This is a genomic window from Thiocapsa sp. C2-2m, from assembly GCF_041903745.1.
In the GTDB taxonomy this organism is placed as follows: Bacteria; Pseudomonadota; Gammaproteobacteria; order Chromatiales; family Chromatiaceae; genus Thiocapsa; species Thiocapsa roseilacustris.
Window position 1 is genome coordinate 28,560 of the sequence record NZ_JBBWVD010000010.1, and the last position, 19,336, is coordinate 47,895.

The 19,336-nt window shown below is 63.1% G+C and carries 14 protein-coding genes; 9 read left to right on the forward strand and 5 right to left on the reverse strand.

Annotated elements, in window-relative coordinates:
• Window positions 1–11 precede the first annotated feature (11 nt).
• From AADX97_RS09295 to AADX97_RS09310, 4 genes are all read left to right on the forward strand, one after another.
• Entirely contained in the window at window positions 12–3,398 is a 3,387-nt protein-coding gene (locus AADX97_RS09295; protein WP_374238581.1) for a FecR domain-containing protein, read from the forward strand.
• Between the two features lie 18 nt (window positions 3,399–3,416).
• Window positions 3,417–4,364: a hypothetical protein gene (locus AADX97_RS09300; protein WP_374232651.1), complete on the forward strand. Its 948-nt coding sequence runs from the start codon at window positions 3,417–3,419 to the stop codon at window positions 4,362–4,364.
• Between the two features lie 199 nt (window positions 4,365–4,563).
• Window positions 4,564–4,908, forward strand: coding sequence for an STAS domain-containing protein (locus AADX97_RS09305; protein WP_374232650.1), 345 nt, complete (start codon window positions 4,564–4,566; stop codon window positions 4,906–4,908).
• On the forward strand, window positions 4,886–6,592 hold the full coding sequence (locus tag AADX97_RS09310) for a SpoIIE family protein phosphatase (protein WP_374232649.1): 1,707 nt from the start codon (window positions 4,886–4,888) through the stop codon (window positions 6,590–6,592). The genes AADX97_RS09305 and AADX97_RS09310 overlap by 23 nt, the downstream gene beginning before the upstream one ends.
• Window positions 6,593–6,706: 114 nt before the next feature.
• Here AADX97_RS09310 and AADX97_RS09315 read toward each other — a convergent pair whose 3' ends face one another.
• The gene (locus AADX97_RS09315; protein ID WP_374232648.1) at window positions 6,707–7,237 is read right to left on the reverse strand and encodes a hypothetical protein; all 531 of its coding nucleotides are present in this window, start codon (window positions 7,235–7,237) and stop codon (window positions 6,707–6,709) included.
• Window positions 7,238–8,066: 829 nt separating this feature from the next.
• Here AADX97_RS09315 and glsA point away from each other — a divergent pair.
• Window positions 8,067–9,911 carry a glutaminase A gene (gene glsA / locus AADX97_RS09320; protein ID WP_374232647.1) on the forward strand — a complete coding sequence of 615 codons (1,845 nt, stop codon included), beginning with the start codon at window positions 8,067–8,069 and terminating at the stop codon, window positions 9,909–9,911.
• 32 nt (window positions 9,912–9,943) lie between these two features.
• Here glsA and AADX97_RS09325 read toward each other — a convergent pair whose 3' ends face one another.
• Complete coding sequence (locus AADX97_RS09325) at window positions 9,944–11,197, reverse strand: methyltransferase domain-containing protein (protein ID WP_374232646.1); 1,254 nt, start codon at window positions 11,195–11,197, stop codon at window positions 9,944–9,946.
• Window positions 11,198–11,340: 143 nt separating this feature from the next.
• Entirely contained in the window at window positions 11,341–12,075 is a 735-nt protein-coding gene (locus AADX97_RS09330) for a ComF family protein (protein WP_374232645.1), read from the reverse strand.
• A 71-nt stretch (window positions 12,076–12,146) separates the two neighbouring features.
• Between AADX97_RS09330 and bioB the strand changes: the two genes are divergently transcribed.
• On the forward strand, window positions 12,147–13,193 hold the full coding sequence (gene bioB, locus AADX97_RS09335) for a biotin synthase BioB (RefSeq protein ID WP_374232644.1): 1,047 nt from the start codon (window positions 12,147–12,149) through the stop codon (window positions 13,191–13,193).
• Between the two features lie 52 nt (window positions 13,194–13,245).
• The gene (locus AADX97_RS09340; RefSeq protein WP_374232643.1) at window positions 13,246–13,857 is read left to right on the forward strand and encodes a hypothetical protein; all 612 of its coding nucleotides are present in this window, start codon (window positions 13,246–13,248) and stop codon (window positions 13,855–13,857) included.
• 363 nt (window positions 13,858–14,220) lie between these two features.
• Here the strand turns inward: AADX97_RS09340 and epmA are convergent, their stop codons facing one another.
• Window positions 14,221–15,225, reverse strand: coding sequence for an EF-P lysine aminoacylase EpmA (gene epmA / locus AADX97_RS09345; RefSeq protein ID WP_374232642.1), 1,005 nt, complete (start codon window positions 15,223–15,225; stop codon window positions 14,221–14,223).
• 75 nt (window positions 15,226–15,300) lie between these two features.
• Window positions 15,301–15,873: an elongation factor P gene (efp, locus tag AADX97_RS09350; RefSeq protein WP_374232641.1), complete on the reverse strand. Its 573-nt coding sequence runs from the start codon at window positions 15,871–15,873 to the stop codon at window positions 15,301–15,303.
• A gap of 34 nt (window positions 15,874–15,907) precedes the next feature.
• Here efp and epmB point away from each other — a divergent pair, with 34 nt between their 5' ends.
• Together epmB and AADX97_RS09360 are read left to right on the forward strand one after the other, a co-directional pair.
• Window positions 15,908–16,981 carry an EF-P beta-lysylation protein EpmB gene (epmB, locus tag AADX97_RS09355; RefSeq protein ID WP_374232640.1) on the forward strand — a complete coding sequence of 358 codons (1,074 nt, stop codon included), beginning with the start codon at window positions 15,908–15,910 and terminating at the stop codon, window positions 16,979–16,981.
• Window positions 16,982–17,072: 91 nt separating this feature from the next.
• Window positions 17,073–19,151, forward strand: coding sequence for an EAL domain-containing protein (locus tag AADX97_RS09360; protein WP_374238735.1), 2,079 nt, complete (start codon window positions 17,073–17,075; stop codon window positions 19,149–19,151).
• Window positions 19,152–19,336 lie beyond the last annotated feature (185 nt).

Consider the following 19,336-nt stretch of genomic DNA (forward strand, 5'->3'; position numbering starts at 1 on the left):
GAATTCAACCTATGCACGACCACCGCGCGCGCTGCCGCAATGGCTGCCCTTCGATCCGCAACCCCCGCATGACGGTTCTCGAAGAGGCCCGCATGAACATCAAGGTGTCGCTCGGGATCTTGGCGCTCTGCTCGGCGGCGCTCTGGAACCAGGCTCGCGCCGACACGGCTTGCGACTCGGAGGCCGGCCGGCTGGTCTCGGTGCAGGGCGCCGTCGAGGTGCAATCCGCTACAGGCGGCGAATGGCGGGAAGCATCGCTTGAAGGCCGGCTCTGCCGAGGCGATTCCATCCGGGTCGGGATGCGCAGTCGAGCCGCGATCGCGCTCATCAACAATGCCGTTCTGCGAATCGACGAAAACACCACCATGCGGCTCTTGGACGTCACCGGCGTGGACTCGGAACAGTCCTGGCTCGACCTCGTCGAGGGCGCCATCATGTCCTTCAGCCGCAAGCCGAAGCTGCTCAAGGTCAGCACGCCCTACCTCAACGGGTCGATCGAAGGGACCGAATTCTTGGCTCGGGTTCAAGACAATGCATCGCAGATCACCGTCTTCGAGGGGAGAGTCGTCACCTCCAATGCAGAGGGCTCGCTGTCCGTGTCGGGTGGCGAGACAGCGATCGCCGCGAAAGGCAAGGCACCGCAACCGCGAACCCTCGTGCGGCCGCGCGATGCGGTTCAGTGGTCGCTCTACTATCCGCCGATTGTGGCGCTCGGGGGAAGCCGGAACGGCGCGGACACCTCCTCGCTGCGCGAAGCAGCGGACCTGCTCTCGGTGGGGCGGGTCGAGGAGGCGCGGACCATCGTCGAGCGAGCGATCGCGGATAGCTCGGATGCCGGCCTCGCGTTTGCACTGAGGGCGGTCATCAAGGTCACGCAGAACGATCGGACGTCGGCGCTCACGGACGCCGAGCAAGCCGTGAGCTTGACCGATGCAGCCGCCGCGAAAATCGCCCTCTCGTACGCGCAGCAGGCCGATTTCCGGATCGAAGCGGCGCGAGACACCCTGCGGACCGCCGTGGAGCAGCATCCCGACGATGCCCTCGCCAGGGCCCGCCTCGCCGAGTTGGAGCTGATGCTCGGCCGCCGCTCCGAGGCCCTTGCCGACGCACAGGCCGCTGGCGCAATGGCGCCGGATCTCGCGCGGACCCAACTGGTGCTCGGCTTCAACGCGCTCGCCTCGTTTCGCAACCGCGAGGCGAAGGCGGCATTCGAGCATGCCATCAGGCTGGATTCGGCCGACCCGCTTGGACATCTCGGTTTGGGTCTCGCCAAGATCAGCAGCGGCGAGCTGGCCGACGGGGGTCGCGATCTCGAGGCAGCCGTTGCACTGGACTCGAACAACGCGCTCCTGAGGGCCTATCTCGGCAAGGTCTATTTCGAGGAGAGGCGAAACCCCCTCGATGCCCAGCAGTTCGACATCGCCAAGGAGCTGGATCCGCTCGATCCGACGGCCTACCTCTACGGCGGCATCCTCAAACAGACCATCAACCGGCCGGTCGAAGCCGTGGCCGACCTGGAGCGCTCCGTCGAGCTCAACGACAACCGCGCCGTGTACCGGAGCCGCTTGCTGCTCGACAAAGACCGTGCCGCGCGCGGCACCAGCCTGGCGCGCGCCTACAACGACCTGGGTTTCAAGCAGCTCGGACTCAACCAAGCGACGCGCTCGCTGGTGTTCGACCCGGCCAACGCATCGGCCCATCGTTTTCTGTCGGACACCTATGTCGGCACCCGCCGCACCGAAATCGCCAGGGTCAGTGAGATGCTCCAGGCGCAGCTCCTGCAGGACGTCAACATCAATCCGGTTCAACCCAGCCTGACCGGGACCAACTTGAACATCGTGACGCTCGGCGGACCGGCTCAGCCCGGGTTCAACGAGTTTACGCCCTTGTTCGAGCGCAACACGACTCAGCTCAACGCAACCGTACTCGGCGGCGGCAACGAAACCTACGGCGGCGAAACCGTCGTGTCCGGTGTCTACGACCGTTTTTCGTTCAGCGCCGGAGGCATGGCCTACGAGACCGATGGCTGGCGACCGAACAACCGGATCGACCAGACACTCATGAATTTTTACGCGCAGTGGGCCGTCACCGACGTGCTGAACGTTCAAATGGAATACCAGCAGCGACGCTCGACCGAGGGCGACCTCGCGTTCAATTTCGACCCGGAGGATTTTCTGCTCGACAAGACCTGGGAGCGCGATCAATCCACAACGCGCCTCGGCTTGCGATTCTCGCCGACGCAGCACTCCACGGTTCTGTTGTCTTATATCCACAACGACAACGACGAGTCATTGGATCAATCCGATTCGATCGATCCCTTCACCCTGTTCAGCATCGACACCGACATCAAAGATCGCGGCAACCAGTACGAAGGTCAATACATCTATAAAAGCGACTTGCTCAATCTGATCGTCGGCGGTGCCTACGGCACCACCGACCGGACGATTCGCGACGATGTGGCCTTTTCCGATCCCATCTTCGGGCCATTCCTCACCTTTGCCGAAACCACCGAGCAGACCATCGAGCATCCGCGCGGCTACGTCTATACCAATCTCCCGACAATGGCCGACCGGTTGTTCTGGACGCTCGGATTGAGCTATGACGACTATTCGGAAGGCGTCCTGGAGGAGACGAGCGTCAACCCCAAGCTCGGCGTCCAATGGGCCGTCACCGAGGACTTTTTGCTGCGGGCCGCCGCCTTCAAGACCGTCAAGCCGCTCTTGGTCAACAACCGGACCTTGGAGCCGACGCAGGTCGCCGGGTTCAATCAGTTCTTCGACGACGTCAACGGGACTGAATCATGGCGCTACGGTCTGGGCTTGGATTGGCGGATCTTTCCCGGGTTATCCACCGGCATCGAGCTGACGCGGCGCGACCTGAACGAGCCGGTCCTTGTTCTGTTCGAAGAGCTTCCGCGCGCCGATATCGAGGTTCGCAATGAAGAGCTGCACCGTCTCTATCTCTACTGGACGCCCTCGGAACGCTATGGTGTGACGGGCGAGGTCGTTTACGACGAGTACCGGGCCGAAGATGGCGTCGGAACACTGTTCGCAGACCTTCCCGAGCGGGTCAGGACCCTCCGCGTGCCGCTGGGGGTGACCTATTTCGATCCATCGGGATTCTTCGCCGGGATCCAGCTGACCTATGTCGATCAAGATGTCCGCCGATCCGAGCTTGCGCTGGGCGCGACGGGGACGGATCAATTCTTCCTCTTGGATCTTGCGGTGGGATATCGCTTTCCGAAGCGTTACGGAATCGCGAGCGTGGGCGTGAAAAACCTTTTCGGCGAGACCTTTTATTACCAAGACGACAGCTTCCGGACCTTTTCGTCCGAGGCTTCGACCGGACCCTACATCCCCGAGCGCGTCCTGATGGCGCAGCTCACCTTAAGCTTCTAAAACTCCAGGATCCTCACCATGCACGATTCATCCTTACGCGTCTTATCCATCCTGTGCGGCGGATGCCTGATGCTCGGCGCGTCGATTCCCGTTTGGGCGACCTCGAGCTGCCAGCCGCCGATGCCGACGGATTGGAATGCCAGACCGCTGCCGGACGGGGCCTCCTGGTTTACGCCCTACAGCGGATCGGTCGGGAACTGTCCGATCGGACAGACCGGGTGCTCGATCACCTTCGGCGGAGGATATGGGTATGGAACGCCGACGTGCACCTTCCAGTCGACCGACACGCAGGGCGGTCCGATCCTCGTCACGATCGAGAGCACGGCTGCCTCCGGGATTGCCAGTTGGACGGCGAGCTGCACCAAGGACCAAAGCCCCGTGAGTTGCGTCGGGGTTGCCTTGGTGGATTCGGTTCGGGCGTCCACGGGCGGGAAGTCCGGCAACGGGTGCTTTTACGGGTTCGACGTGGATGCCGCAGCCGGGCAGGCCGGCACGGTTCCCTCGCTGAAGAACCTGACCTTGTGCAGCGACGGCATCTACGAACCCATCCCGGCGCCGATCCGCGAACCCGCGGTCGTCCAAGGATGCTATCTGCAGTCCGGCGAGACTGCAGTCATCCACGGCGTCGAGGTCAGTTGTCCCACGGTGCCGAACGGCGAGCAAAGAACCATCATCGTCGCCAAGGACACGGAGACGGATCTGCAGGGCGACCTCACGCGGCCTCAGGGGTTCGGATTCACCAATACCGATGGCATCATCGATTTCAACAATATCTGCATCTGTGTCGGTGGATCGGTCGACGAGATCGAGGAGATGGAATGCAATCCCAACCCGGAGGTCTATACCGATCCGGCCTTCGACGGTCTTCCGGAATGCACGATCTCAGCTGACTCGCAGCCCCCTGTCGAGTTATCGATCCAGAATCCCTATTGCGTGACCGTTGGCGGGGGACGACGCTGCTACTGAGCGCACTGCGGCTCGGGAGCTCAAGCTCCCGAATGCCTTCAACCCATGGGAATAGGCAACCAGCGTGGTGAGATGCCGTCCTTGAGCGATCCGGCATCGCGACACGGGCTCCGTGATACAGGCGACTAGCGTGGCCCACCCGGTCATCCGGATGACGCCGTCGCGGGGCGCGATCTTTTACTTCAAGCGGACAATGCCTATGCAGATCCACTCCGAGCTGTTGGATGACGATATCCTCAAAGTCACTCTTGAGGGACGCCTCGACGTCGAGGGGACGCAAGCCATCGATCTCAAGCTCACGACCCTGACGGCGACGAGCCGCAGGGCGGTACTCGTTGATCTGAGCCAAGTCGACTTCCTGGCCTCGATCGGGATCAGAACACTCTTGACCTGCGCCAAGACGACGTCGAAACGCGGTGGCAAGATGCTCCTGGTCAACCCGCAACCCATGGTTCGAGCGGTTCTGGATCGCTCGGGCGTCTCCTCCCTGATCCCGGTCTATGCAGATGTAGAGACAGCACTTGGAACCCTCGACGGCGCATGAGGTGACCGACCCCGAGGTGACCGGCGAGATGCAGGTCGAGGCGTTCGTGATCGAGAATCGACTCGCCGAGATGCGTCGCGTCGAGTCGTGGCTGAGCGAGATCACGACCGCTTGGGCTCTTCCGGATCAGGTCGCCTTCGCGGTCGACCTGGTGATCAACGAGGCGGTGACCAACGTCATCAATCATGCGTTTCGCGACTTGGAGCAGCATGACATCCGGATCGTCCTCCGCAACGGGGATGACGCTGTCGAGATCGAGGTCACGGACGACGGGGTTGCCTTCGACCCAATCGCCCGACTCGACGTCGCGCCCGCCGACGGCCTTGAGCACGCCGAGGTCGGCGGGCGCGGCATCCAACTGATCAAGCGCTTCAGCATCGATCAGAGATACGACCGTGTTTCCGGGCAAAACCGCCTGCGAGTACGAATTGCACGCCCCCCGGCGAGCGATGATCTGGAGCTGATCGCTCACCATGCCCTGTTCGCAGGTATAGCACCGATCATCCTGGAGCCAATCCTCGAGGGTTGCGAAGTGCGCAGCGTTGGGGCCGGGGAGATCCTACTGGAACCCGGTCAGACCAACCGACACCTCCACCTGGTCCTGGAAGGCCGACTGAAGGTTCATCTCGATCGACTCGGCTCGGACGAAGGCTTCGTGATCGAGGCCGGCGAGTGCACCGGAGAGATCTCAGTCGTCGATTGCAGACCGGCCAGCGCCTTCGTCGTCGCAAGCATGCCGAGTCGCCTCCTGCTCCTGCCGGAAGCCCTCCTCTGGGATGAACTGCTGCGGATTCCTCGAATCGCAAGGAATTTCATGCGTCTCTTTGCCGACCGCATGCGTGCACGCACGCAGGTGATGCAGCAAGCGCTGGAACAGCGCCTGAGATACGAGCATTTGCAGCGGGAGTGGGACGTCGCACGTGAGATCCAACTCGGCATGCTGCCGTGTCGCTTGGACCTCGGACCCGAAATCGAGATCGATGCCGGGATGATGGCGGCACAGGAGGTCGGCGGGGACTTCTACGACGTCTTTCCGGTCGGCCCGGACGAGTACTGCATCGCCATCGGCGACATCTCCGGCAAAGGAATGCCGGCTGCACTCTTCATGGTGCGCACCTTGACCATGCTGCGGAGCGAGCTGTTGCTCGATCAACCGCTCGACGAGGCCCTAAAGCGCATCAACCGCAGGCTCTGCGCCGAAAACCCGACCGCGATGTTCGCCACCTTGGTGATCGCCCTGATCAACAAGCGGACCGGAGTCCTGCGTTACGTGAATGCCGGCCACGACCCGATCCTCCTGGGAGATCGGGGCATCGGGTACCGGATCCTGCCACCGCCGCGCGGAATCCTGGTCGGTGCCTCCGAGGAGGCGACCTACGAGGTCGCGAGCGTGGGTCTTCGGCCGGACGACGTCCTGGTGCTCTACACCGACGGTGTCACCGAGGCGATGAACGCAGACCGCTGCCTATTCACGGTCGACCGACTGCTGGAATGCCTGTCGAAGCAACCTGCTCGCTCGGCGAGCGCACTTGCGGAACGGGTCAAGGACGCCATTAAAGTCTTCGAGGCGGGCGCTCGGCAGTCGGATGACCTCACGTTGGTGATCCTCAGATACCGAGGACAGCAGCCGCCTGTGGATCTATGCCGAGGGCCGGGTGTCGAGAACGGATCCCTGCAGGTCTGAGCGAGCTTCTATCTTTTCGTGTACGATATCCCAGGTTCGCGACGCAGTCGCAGGACGTCGGTCACCTGCCGTCGCCGCAAACAGCCTTTGGAAGGGAACTGATGCCATTCAGGCTTAGACCCCGGATGTTCGCAGCAAAGGGACGTTTAGACCGTCGGAATCCGCTGCCTCCCAGACGTCGATCAGGCCCAGGAACCTGCGCAGGTTTTCACGGGCAAGCTGCTCGTATCGCGAATAAAAGAAATCGGTTGAGAAGATCCGGGGGCGACGCAGCATCGACTCCAAAAACACACGCTTGATGCGGCAATAGTCTTGGTCCGAGCCTCTAAACTCGGCGCGCAGATGTCCCGTATCGCGCAGGTAGCATTCCCAAGGACAACCCAGACTGGCGAGATCGATGTCGCACAGGAACCGGTGGTCGGGGTCGCTCTGTTCCTGCCGATGCGTGGTCACCAGGATCAAATCCACGACCTCCGCGATAAAGGAGGCCGGAATACGACCACCGGCTAGACTACGAAAGAGCTCGGCACTGAGGGCCTCGTTGTCGGAACCTCCGGGCTCGTTGATGATATCGTGGAACCAAATGGCCATCTCCACCTGATCACGGCGGACGATCCGCTCGACAGCCAGATCGAATTCGGACAAGCAATGCGCGAGGTGACGTTTGTCGTGATAATGCCGATGCGATTCGGTGTAACGATCTTCAAGGCTGCGCCAGGCAACGCACGGATCGCATGAAGATTCCGGGAGCGCGCAACGATGCCAGAGCTGAATGAAACGGTCGCGCAGCTGATCGTCCGTCCAAGTATCCTTATCGAATACGTGTCGGACGCCATCGGCCGTAGCGGTCGTCGTTGTTTGGCTCAAAAGCTCCGCCGTCGACATATCCACAACACTTGTTCCCTAGAGTGAATGGCGTGAAATCGCTCGTTTGTTACAGCAAAGGCCATACCTTGATGCACCAAGGATGAATTGTTCCCGCCGTCTTCGCGGTTACACATGCCCTGGAGCCAACGCTCGAGGCGTGAAGAAGGCGGAGGAGCACCGGCCCGAATGGGCGTCTCGACAACCAGTCGTTCCTCGGCGGTGCATCCGCGGTCTCGCCTGCACCAAGCCGAGACATCCGTGGCTGCAACGACGAACATCCAAGCGACCTGTCGATCCAGCAGAATGACGGAAAAATAGTACAAAATATACGTAGGCCGCTCATTCGGTCCCGTTAGCTTTAGAGATCATTGCCTGTTCCGGAAAATCAAGGCGTGCCAACCCCGGCATTTCGCTGTCTCGTCACGACCGATTGAGTTTGCGCACGGCTTTTGCTTCGTCTAGACGGATTTCATTCGGTCGGGCGATCGATCTCGGCGCGATGAGGGTTGAACAGTATCCACCCTCCGGGCCCTTCGACACACGCCGGTGTTTTCAGGGACCGGCCTCGATCGGACACACGGTTTCTGAACATCTCTCAGGAGTCTCAATGGATAAGCGGGCCTTCCAGTTCTCTCCGGTTCAGCGTTACCTCGACCGTATCCATGAAGAATTGCTCGATCTGAACGACGGTGCCGTCGCCGATTATATCCCGGAGCTGACGCGCGCCGATCCATCCTGGCTCGGGATCGCGATGGTCACGGTCGACGGGCATGTCTACCAGGTCGGCGACTCGCGTCAGAGCTTTACCATTCAATCGATTTCAAAGGCGATTACCTATGGTCTGGCGCTGGAGGATCGCGGGCTCGACCAGGTGCTGAGCAAGATCGGCGTCGAGCCCTCGGGCGAGGCCTTCAACTCCATCAGTCTGGAGCCCGACACCGGGCGTCCGATGAACCCGATGATCAACGCGGGCGCCATCGCGACCACGGGCTTGATCGAGAGCAAGCCCGACGCCCCGCCGATGCAGCGGATTCTCGAAATCTTCGGGCGCTACACCGGCCGGCCGATGGAGATCGACGAGACGGTGTATCGCTCCGAAAGCGACACCGGCCATCGCAACCGGGCGATCGCGCACCTCTTGTTCGGACATGGGATCCTGGATCGCACGCCCGAGGAGGTGGTCGATCTGTATTTTCGGCAGTGCTCCATCCTGGTGACCGCTCGGGATCTGGCGATGATCGGTGCTTGTCTGGCCAACAACGGGGTGAATCCGGTCACCGGGGTCGTCGCGCTGCAATCGCGTTATGTCGAGAAGGTGCTGAGCGTCATGAGCACCTGCGGCATGTACGACTTTTCGGGTGGTTGGATCTACAACGTGGGCATGCCGGCGAAGAGCGGCGTGGGCGGCGGGATCATGGCCGTGCTGCCCGGACAGTTCGGTCTCGGTGTCTTCTCGCCGCGCCTCGACGCAAAGGGCAACAGCGTCCGCGGCATCGAGGCCTGTAAGCGGCTGTCCAAGGATTTCAGCCTGCACCTCTTCCATGTCGCACGCTCGACCTCCGCCACCGTTATGCGTCAGGTCTACGACTGCGCCAAGCGCAGCTCGCGTCGCCGCCGCAGCCCGGCGGAGATTGCCGTACTCGCGGCGCAAGGGCATCGCATCCGCGTCTACGAGCTGCAGGGAGAGCTGTTGTTCGGCAGTGCCGAATCGGTCGGCGTAGAGATCCTCTCCGAGCTTGCCCGGGTCGATTACCTGGTCGTCGATCTCAAGCGCGTCATCGGGACCGACCGCGCATCGATCCTCGTCTTGAGCGAGCTCGCAGGTCGGATCGCGACGGAAGGCAAGCATCTCTTCTTCACGGATTGCAAGAACCTCTATCGCTTTCGCAAGCATCTGCTCGGCGAATCGGTCGGCACGCCGGAGCCCAGACAGGAGCCAGGCCCGCTGCATTTCGAGGATGCCGATCACGCGGTGGAGTGGTGCGAGAATCAACTGATCGCGGAGGCCGCGACCACCGGGACCGCGGCCTCGGTTCAGGATCTCGGCGCGCAGTATCTCTGCTCGGGCATGACGAGCGCCGAGCTCGAGGAGCTTCGAGCCTCGGGCGAAGAGCGCACATTCGCGGCCGGCAATGGCATCTTCAGGGCCGGGGATGCGGCCGAGTCCATGTATTTCATCTTCAGCGGCGAGGTGGAGGTCTGGATCGACTCGGGTTCGGGCCACCACCTGAGACTCTCGACGCTGGGACCCGGCATGGTCTTCGGCGAGGTCGCCTTCATGAACCAAAAACGCCGAACCGCCAACGTGTCGGCCGCGACCGAGACTCAATGCCTGGAGCTGCGTTTCGAGTCCATCCGGGAGGCGCTGCGGATCAAGATGCTCGTGAACATGGCGAGCCATTTCGCGAGCAAGATCGAGCGCGACACCCAACTCATCCAGCAGCTCGGTTGAGCGGCAACCGGCCCGGATCACCGAACGCAAAGTCAGGCAGTCGCATCGCCAAGGCGGGTTCCCCAGACCGCATAGATGGGATCGGATTCGGCCAGCCGGTCGGCGTATTTGTCGTCCCGCGGGCGCTGAAGCCCTCGGAGACTCCAGGTTTCGAGCTGGCCGAAACAGCCGGACTCGCGCAGGTACTCGAGCACCAGACCGAGCCGCTCGAACTCGTGAAGCTCCTGCCAGATGCGGATCACCTTCGGCGGGAACCAGCGGTTGGAGAAGGTGAGGATAAACCGCCCGCTTGGCTTCAGCACGCGGGCCACCTCGCGGAACACCTCGAAGGGTCGGGTCAGATACTCGACCGAGACGGTGCAGATCACCGCCGAGAAGGCGACGTCGGCGAACGGCAGGGTCGGATCGCAATTCAGGTCATGGACCACGCGCTCCGTCAGGATCGGATTGGCGTCCAACTCCGCCATGTTCATGCCGAGACCGGTCACCGCCGCGGGCTCCAAGGCGGGGGGCAGATGCGAGTGCCAGCTCGTCATCAGGTCCAGGATGCGTGCGTCGGCGGGGATCAGGCGGCCGTAGAGGTCGCTGATCTCGGCGATCGCCGTGCGGTCGAGATGGTCGACGAGTCGGGCCGCTGCATAGAAATCCGCGTCCGGACGCGGATCGGGACGCGCAAACGGGTCGTCGGTCCAGAAGTCGGTCGCCTGGCGGTGCCAACGCGCCTGCATGCCGGGACCATCGTCGGTGATCAAGGCATCCACCGCGGTGCACCGCCCGCCACGCTGATCGTCCCAGGCGGGAATGGCCTCGATCCGCACGGCCACGTCGAGCGTCCTCTCGGCAAGCGGGTGATTCAGATCCGCGGTGAGCCGATCCGCCTGCACATCGACCACGCGCAGCGGCCGTCGGTCGCTGCCCGAGAGGCCTTCGACATCCTTGAGGATACCGCGCGGGTAGAAACGCCCGACACGCGGCTCGATCGAGCCCCCGGCGGCGAGGCGCCGCTTGAACTGCTCGGGACGCAAGCTGCGCAGCAGCTCGTCGCGTGTCGGCGGCAACAGTGCGCCCGGCTCGAAGCGGAGGGTCGCGCGATGGCCGACGTGGCGATCCATGATCTCGGTCGCCAAATCGGGCGGGAAGGGATCGCGCCGGAGGTCGAGCCGCGTTGCGATCCGGCTGTCGGTGTGTATCGCGTCATCGCTTTGCCAGTGCAGGTCGAAGCGGATGCGGGCCAGCGCTTGGGTGCTCGTGCGTTCAGGCGGATCCTGCATCGGTGTCTCGGGCATCGCATCGGCCTTGGTCTGTAAAAGGTCCAGTCTGCGTCGAGTGTCGAGCGGCGCGCACCACGGCGACGCACCGCGAGCGGATGTTGTGCTTCCTCGCGTCAGCACAACCTACGGCGCTTCTTGATCTGCCGGGCCTGCGGGGATCAGGGCGTTCGCGCGACTGCCCAGACCTGGATCCGTTGAACCCCGGCCTTGCGCAACACCCGGCTCAACTCGGCGACGGTGCTGCCGGTCGTCACGACATCGTCGAGGATGGCGACATGGCTCCAAGGCAGCGAGCCCGGAACCAGAAACGCGCCGCGAATATTGCGATGGCGTTCTCGCTCGTCGAGCCCGGCCTGCGGCGGGGTCGGAGCGATGCGGATGCAGGAGGCGTGATCGATCGGCAGGGCCAGATCCCGGCCGACGACGCGGGCGATCTCCAGCGCCTGGTTGTAGCCGCGGGTGCGCAGCCGGGACGCATGCAACGGGACCGGCAACAGCACCTGCGGGCGAGGCGGATCGACCTCTTGGACCCGATCGGCGAGGCATTGACCGAGCACGCGCACCAGATTGAGCCGTCCGCGAAACTTCGCACCTCCGACCAGCATCGGGATCGCCGCCTCGTAGCGAAAGGCGGCAAGACTGGTCTCGAACGGCGGCGGGCGCCCCTGACAGGCAGCGCACCGCGTCCCCGCAGGCATCGGGCTTCGGAAGGGGACGGCGCATTGGAAACAGCAGTCGCGGTTATGCGGCAACTCGGTCGCGCAGCCGAGACAAAGGTCGCGCCCTCCTCCGCTCACGAGGCCGGGCGCACCGCACAGGACGCAGGTCGGCGGGAACAACACCGACATGAGCCGGGTGATCACGCCGCCCTTCTCGAGGGAATCACCGAACATCGGTTGACAAGCGACCGAAGCCCACTAGCATATGTGGTTTTTCCGCACTCGGAAATCGGCCCATCACGCCCATGTCACCCAAACCTTCCCCACTCCATGTCTCCATCCTGCGCCACGATTGGTTGGTCGAGGAGATCCAAGACATCCTCGACCTCCCCTTCACCGATCTGATGTTTCGCGCCCAGACGGCGCATCGACTCCACTTCGATCCGAACCGCGTCCAGGTCAGCACACTCTTGAGCATCAAGACCGGCGCCTGCCCCGAGGACTGCGGCTACTGCGCCCAGAGCGCCCGCCACGAGACCGGGCTCGAGCGCGAGTCCTTGATGCCGATCGACGAGGTTCTCGAAGCCGCGCGGATCGCCCGCGCGCAGGGGGCGACCCGCTTCTGCATGGGCGCAGCCTGGCGCAATCCGACCGACAAGAACCTCGAGCAGGTCATCGCTATGGTCGAGGGCGTTCACGGGCTCGGACTGGAAACCTGCGTCACCTTGGGGATGCTCACCGGAGCCCAAGCGCACCGTCTCAAGGACGCCGGGCTCGACTATTACAACCACAACCTCGACACCTCGCCCGAATTCTACGGCCAGGTCATCACGACACGCACCTTCCAGGATCGACTCGACACCCTTGAGCACATCCGCGACGCGGGTCTGAAGACCTGCAGCGGCGGGATCCTCGGCATGGGCGAGTCGCGGCGCGACCGTGCCTCCATGTTGCGTCAACTCGCCAACCTGCCGGCCCATCCGGAGTCCGTCCCGATCAACCTGCTGGTCCGGGTCGAGGGTACACCGCTTCAGGCGAGCGAGACACTGGATCCGTTCGAGCTCGTCCGCGTCGTTGCGGTCGCGCGCATCCTGATGCCGGCCTCCTATGTGCGCCTCTCCGCCGGACGCAGCGAGATGAGCGACGAGCTGCAGGCGCTCTGCTATCTCGCCGGCGCCAACTCCATCTTCTACGGCGATCGCTTGCTGACCACGCCGAATGCCGAGTCCGACCGGGATCGCGCCTTGTTTGCGCGCTTGGGTCTGGCTTTCGAAGAGATGGACCCCGAACGCACCGAGCCTGGCGCCTGCCACAAGGCCAAACAGGCATTGGATGCGATTGTCGAGCACTGACTGCCGCGCGAGTCGGTCATGTCGTCTCGATGTCACGCAAACGGAGAAACAGATGCACGCAACGATTACGGGTAACCTAGCCTTGGCAGCCGGCCTTGCCCTGACGCTCAACACCGCCTCCGCCGACGAAGTCACGGATCAACTCGACGCGGCCAAGCAGGCTTACGAGGCCGGTGAGCTCAGAACGGCAGCGGAGACCCTGAACAGCGCACTCGAGGCGATTCGCACACAGATCACGGCCGAGCTTCTGAAGCTGTTTCCGTCACCTCTCGAGGGATGGACCGCGGACGAGGCGCAGTCCCAGTCGGGCGGCCTCGCGTCCATGTTGACCGGGACCCACCTCAGCCGCCGCTATGTCCGGGACGACGGCGCCGAGGTGACCCTCATCCTGATGGCCGACTCCCCGATGATGCCGATGCTGACCATGGCCATCTCCATGCCATTCATGATGCAGGCCAACGAGGATCTCAAAAGCTTCTCGCTCAAGGGCGAGCGCGGCATGATGGAGCACACCCCCGGCACCCAGACCTACAAGGTCACCCTCATGGTCGGAAACCGCCTCCTGGTGCAGGGCGAGGGCTCCGGTCTGACGGATGCCGCTCCGCTCGAGCAGTATCTTCAGGCGCTGGACTTGGAGGCCATCCAGAGCGCCTTAACCGACTGAACCGCGTCCCGAGCGATATGCATCGTTTTCGATATGAGGCTAGGCTCGCCGCTACAAATGGTCTTGGCAGGACGCGGTTCAGGAAACCGGAAGACCTGTAGCCGAGACGGGAGTAGGTTGTGCCGAGCCGTGCGAGGCACACCCTGCCGTCGGTGCAAGTTGTGCTTCCTATCGTCAGCACAACCTACGGGGATGGCATTTTCGGGAAATCGCCTGAGTCGCCCCTACGCTTAGGTCGTTTATTCTCGGAAATGTCTGAGGCGTTTAATCTCTGAAACCGCGTCGGCGCCAAGGCCCGCAGACACCATCCAAGATCAACCCCGAACGACGATCGCGCATAGCCCAACGGGACGCGGTTTCACGTCAAGCCCGCTCGATGGGGAAGGCCAAGACCTGATCGATGTGCGTAGCGCCGATGGCGATCATCAACAAACGGTCGAGCCCGAGCGCAACCCCGCTCGAAGCCGGCATGCCTGACTGAAGTGCCGCAAGCAGACGCGTATCGGGGGGGATTTCGGCCAATCCGCGCCGGCGACGCTCGGCGCAGTCGTGGGCAAAACGCGCACCTTGCTCCGCGGCATCGGTCAACTCGTGAAAGCCGTTCGCCAGCTCGACGCCGTCGATGTATAGCTCGAAACGCTCGGCAACCGCCTGATCATCGCGCGGCTCAGCGGCAGGCCGAATCCGCGCCAAGGCGGCTTGGGTCGGCGGGTAGTCGCAGAGAAAACTCATGCCGGCACGCCCGAGACACGGCTCGAGACACTGAGTGAGCAGGAGATCGAGCCAGGCGTCGCGCTCGAGATCCAGCCGATCGGCGTCGGGGATGCCGGCCGTGATGGCGGCCCCGCGCAAGGTCTGCGCGGGCGCCGTGAAGGGATCCAGGTCCAAGACCTCGCGAAACAGGTCGCGGTAGCGAATGCGCTCCATCGGCAGCCTCGGGCGTTGCAACACGGCGCGGACCAGATCGGCGACCTCGTCGATCAGCTGTCCGTAGTCCAGACCCGGTCGATACCACTCCAGCAAGCTGAACTCGGGGTGGTGCCGTCGCCCACGCTCCTCGCCGCGAAAGACCTTGCAGATCTGATAGATGGGGCCGCTCCCCGAGGCGAGCAGACGTTTCATCGGAAACTCGGGCGAGGTCTGCAGAAAGAGCGTCCGATCGGCGTTGGGCCCAACACCCGATCGCCCCCCCGAGATCGAGAGACTTGCGAGCGCCGGATCCGTCGCACCGGCGTGCGAGAGGATCGGCGTCTCGACCTCCATTACGCCGGCGGCGGCAAAAAAGGCGCGAATCCGCGCCAGCATCTCGGCGCGGGCGTGTAGGACGGGGGTCGTTGCGCACGCCGACCAGTCATCCCAAGCAGGCATCAGGATAGACAGATCGACGGCAGGGGCGAGCGGACAGCGCCGGTCGCGCCGGCGGCGCTCGACCGCGCGTCGTCTTCAGGCCTCTTTGGCGCGCGAGACATACTCGCCGGTCCGGGTGTCGACCTTCACGAGCTCGCCGGACTGAACAAACAAAGGCACACGAATCACCGCACCCGTCTCCAGGGTTGCCGGCTTGCCGCCGCCTCCCGAGGTGTCGCCCTTGAGCCCGGGGTCCGTCTCGGTGATCGCCAGGACGACGAAGTTTGGCGCGTCCACGCTCAGAGGAACCCCGTTCCAGAGTGTCACCCTGCAGATGTCTTCCTCCTTGATCCACTTGGCCGCATCACCCACGGCGTTCGCGTCGGCGGTCATCTGCTCGAAGCTCGCCGGGTCCATGAAATGCCATTCTTCGCCGTCGTTGTAGAGATACTGCATGTCGGTATCATGAACATCGGCCGCCTCCACCGTATCACCCGACTTGAAGGTCTTCTCAACGGTTCGCCCGGTCTTGAGATTGCGCACCCGCACGCGATTGAAGGCCTGGCCCTTGCCCGGCTTGACGAACTCGTTCTCGACGATGTTGTAAGGATCGCCGTCCAACATGATCTTGAGTCCACCCTTGAACTCGCTGGTACTGTAAAAGGCCATATCATCCTCGTTGACTGTGGAGCTAAACCGCGCAATGGTACCGCGAAGCATCGCCGCTTGTCAGACCGCGACGTCGGACCTGTTTCGGGCGCCCGAGCGTAAGTCCGCCTGGAAACAAGACCTCGCCGAGGCCTACCGACAGGCCGATGACCTCCTCGCCGCACTCGGTCTGAGTCCGGAGGCGATCCCGGATCTCGACCCCGCTGCACCTGGATTTCGAATGCTGGTCCCGCGCGCATTTGCCGCCTTGATGACTCCGGGCGACCCTCACGATCCCTTGCTGAGACAGGTCCTGCCGCTCGGGGCGGAACGCTTGCCGGTCGCCGGATTCACCCGCGATCCGGTTGGGGATGGGTCAGCGGATCTCGGTCAGGGGCTGCTTCGCAAGTATGCGGGCCGTGCCCTCCTGATCGTCACGGGCGGGTGCGCAGTGCACTGCCGCTATTGTTTTCGAAGACATTTTCCATACGCGGATCTTGGCAAAACGCCGGATCGCACGGCCGGCGCACTGGCCGCGATCGCCTCGGACACGACGATATCCGAGGTCATCCTCAGCGGCGGGGATCCCTTGATGCTGGACGACGAGCGGCTGGGGGTTCTCGTCGAGCGCCTGCACGAGATCCCGCATCTGAAACGGCTGCGGATCCATACACGTCTTCCCGTCGTCCTGCCGTCTCGGGTCACCGACGCACTCTGTCGATGCTTGGCCGACTCGCGTCTCCTCGCGATCCTTGTGGTCCATGCCAATCATCCGAACGAGCTCGGCGCGCAGGCCGAGGATGCACTGCTGCGATTACGTCGCGCCGATCTGACCTTGCTCAATCAAAGTGTCTTGCTGCGCGGGATCAACGACGCAGCGACGACACTCGTTGCGCTCAGCGAGCGCCTCTTCGAGTGCGGCGTCCTTCCCTACTACCTCCACCAACTCGATCCCGTAGAGGGTTCGGCACACTTCGCGGTCTCCGACACACAGGCACTGCGGTTCGGCGAGGCGTTACGGGAACGCCTGCCCGGTTATCTAGTGCCGCGCCTGGTTCGCGAGGTCCCGGGTGTCGGATCAAAGATCCCCTTGCACGCGTCCGCACGAATCGGATCGCCGCTTTTGTGAGCGCGTTCGTTTCCCTAACGGGTCGCGAAGTCCGATAATCGCCGAAACGACAATGCCCCGAAACCCCGTGGATCCCGCACCCGGTCGCAACATGTCCGAGCAACCTCAACTGCTGGCCTTGCTTCTACTCACGACCGACACCGTCGCGGCGGAGCAGTTGGTGGAGCGACTGCGTGGAGACGGGCTTACGGCCCGAGCGCTCGTGACCGCGCGATCGGATCGATTGAACGATTTGCTCGCGCGTCGGGCCTTCGACATCATCTTGTGGTGGCGCCACGACGACGACCGTGATTTGGCCGAGGCGATACAGCGCCGCGACGAGCACGCTGCCGAGATTCCTCTCATCATGATCGCTGCAAACGCGCTCGGCCCCGAGGCGGTGCGCGAGGCGCAGCAACTCGGCGCTCGCGCCCTGCTCGCCCGTTCCGACGACGAGCAGCTTGTCTGGACCATCCGGCGCGAGGCGACCGATCTGCGGCAACGTCGCCGCGCCCGTGAGCTGGCGGTTCGGCTCAAGCAGTGCGAACGACGCTCCCGCGAGCTGGTCGAGCATGCCGGTGCGGCGATCGCCTTCGTGCAGCAGGGTCTACATCTCTACGCCAACAGCGCCTATATCGCGCTGCTCGGCTATCCAAGCCTGGACGAGATCCAATCGATTGCCCTCCTTGACCTTGTCGATCCGGACCAGCGCGACCGTGTGCGCGATCTGCTGCAGAGCGCCGAACGGACTGCGCAAACCGAGCCGGTCGCGATCACGACGCACCTATACTCAAGCCGAGGCAGAAGGTTCGAGGCGCGCTTATCGGCTGCACAGACGCTTCTCGACGACGTGCCCTGTCTGCGGTTGATCCTTGATCCCCTGCGGGCGACGCGGGGGCGGGCGACGGGCGACGGCATGCCGTCCGATATCGCCGCCGCCCGCACCATCTTCTTCGAGGAGATCGAAACACGGCTTGGTCCGGATCGATCGGTTCCGCTGCCCTTTGCGGTCTTCTACATCCGCTTGAGACGCCATTCGGAGCTGCTGCGCGATCTGGGTTTGACGTACGGGCTAGACATCGTCGACGGATTCGGCCCGGTTTTGACCTCGGTTGCCCTCCAAGCACATGCGCTCACGCGGATCAGCGACGACGGCTTCGCGATGATCGTCGACGGCCTGGACGAGAAGGAGGCCGAGGCGCTCGCCGAGCACATCCGCGAGCACGCACGCCTGCCGCAGCGCTTTGCAACCAGCGGCCACATCGCGCCGGACTGCGATATCGGATACTACCTGGTGAAGGTACGCGCAGCCGCTGCGCAAGACATCCTCAACGCCGCGCACCGGCTGTGTGTCTACAGCGCGGCATCGCCCGGGGACTGTGCCGGCGGGATGCAGGCCCCGACATCCTTGGCTGCGCGGACCAAACAAACCGCCGTGGACGGCGACACCGAAGTCGCGGACAAGATCGCGACGGCGCTCGGCAACGAGCAGTTCAAACTCGTCTATCAACCCATCATCAGCCTCATGGGCGACAACCAAGAGAACTACAGTGTTCTGGTACGCCTGCTCGACGAGAACGGTGAGTTATTGGAGGCCAAGGATTTCATCGGGGCGGCGATCCGACGCGGGCTGATCGAGGAGATCGACAAATGGGCGATCCGCGACGCGGTCCGCGTGCTCGCCGAGCAGCGCAAAGCTGGCCATAACCTGCGATTCTTCATCAATCTGGCGGAAGACACCTTCCGCAACCCCAGTGTCATCCTGCACATCTGCGACTGTCTGCGTGAGCTCGACGTGCGCGGCAACTGGCTCGCCTTCCAGTTTCAGGAAGAGCTTGTCGCGGAGAATCTGGCCAGTCTCGGCAAGCTGGTCGATGCATTGAAGCAAATCAAGTGTCGGGTCGCGATCAATCGTTTCGGCGCCACCAATCGATCCGAGATGATCCTGCAGGCGCTCCCGGTCGATTTCGTCGTTTTGATGCCGGATTTTGCCCACGCACTCGCCGAGGAACCGGTCAAACAGCAACGCCTCATGACCATCGCCAATCTCGCGCGCGAGTTCAACGTGAAGAGCGTGGTAACGGGGGTGGAGGACGCGCGAGCCCTAACCGTTCTATGGACGGCGGGGGTCGATTATGTCCAGGGCAATTTCCTGCAGCGCCCCTCGCCGACGCTCGACATTCAGCCCTAAACTGCGCCCGGCGAGATATGCGATGTTCGTAAGATTGGATCAGCCTCCGAGCGATCGGCAACTGTGGGAGTCGGCGCAGTTTAGAAGATTAAAAAATATGAAATTCTAAACCGCGTCACCGCCAGAGAGCGGAGGCGCACCAAACCTTGGACTCGCTCGTAACTGAACATCTCGCTCTGGACGCG

Excerpts from the sequence above, each read along its gene's own strand:
- AADX97_RS09305 (WP_374232650.1), top strand. The coding sequence starts at position 4,564 with ATGCAGATCCACTCCGAGCTGTTGGATGACGATATCCTCAAAGTCACT.
- efp (WP_374232641.1), bottom strand. The coding sequence starts at position 15,873 with ATGGCCTTTTACAGTACCAGCGAGTTCAAGGGTGGACTCAAGATCATG.
- AADX97_RS09360 (WP_374238735.1), top strand. The coding sequence starts at position 17,073 with ATGTCCGAGCAACCTCAACTGCTGGCCTTGCTTCTACTCACGACCGAC.
- epmB (WP_374232640.1), top strand. The coding sequence starts at position 15,908 with ATGGTACCGCGAAGCATCGCCGCTTGTCAGACCGCGACGTCGGACCTG.
- glsA (WP_374232647.1), top strand. The coding sequence starts at position 8,067 with ATGGATAAGCGGGCCTTCCAGTTCTCTCCGGTTCAGCGTTACCTCGAC.
- AADX97_RS09340 (WP_374232643.1), top strand. The coding sequence starts at position 13,246 with ATGCACGCAACGATTACGGGTAACCTAGCCTTGGCAGCCGGCCTTGCC.
- bioB (WP_374232644.1), top strand. The coding sequence starts at position 12,147 with ATGTCACCCAAACCTTCCCCACTCCATGTCTCCATCCTGCGCCACGAT.
- epmA (WP_374232642.1), bottom strand. The coding sequence starts at position 15,225 with ATGCCTGCTTGGGATGACTGGTCGGCGTGCGCAACGACCCCCGTCCTA.
- AADX97_RS09300 (WP_374232651.1), top strand. The coding sequence starts at position 3,417 with ATGCACGATTCATCCTTACGCGTCTTATCCATCCTGTGCGGCGGATGC.
- AADX97_RS09295 (WP_374238581.1), top strand. The coding sequence starts at position 12 with ATGCACGACCACCGCGCGCGCTGCCGCAATGGCTGCCCTTCGATCCGC.
- AADX97_RS09330 (WP_374232645.1), bottom strand. The coding sequence starts at position 12,075 with ATGTTCGGTGATTCCCTCGAGAAGGGCGGCGTGATCACCCGGCTCATG.
- AADX97_RS09325 (WP_374232646.1), bottom strand. The coding sequence starts at position 11,197 with ATGCCCGAGACACCGATGCAGGATCCGCCTGAACGCACGAGCACCCAA.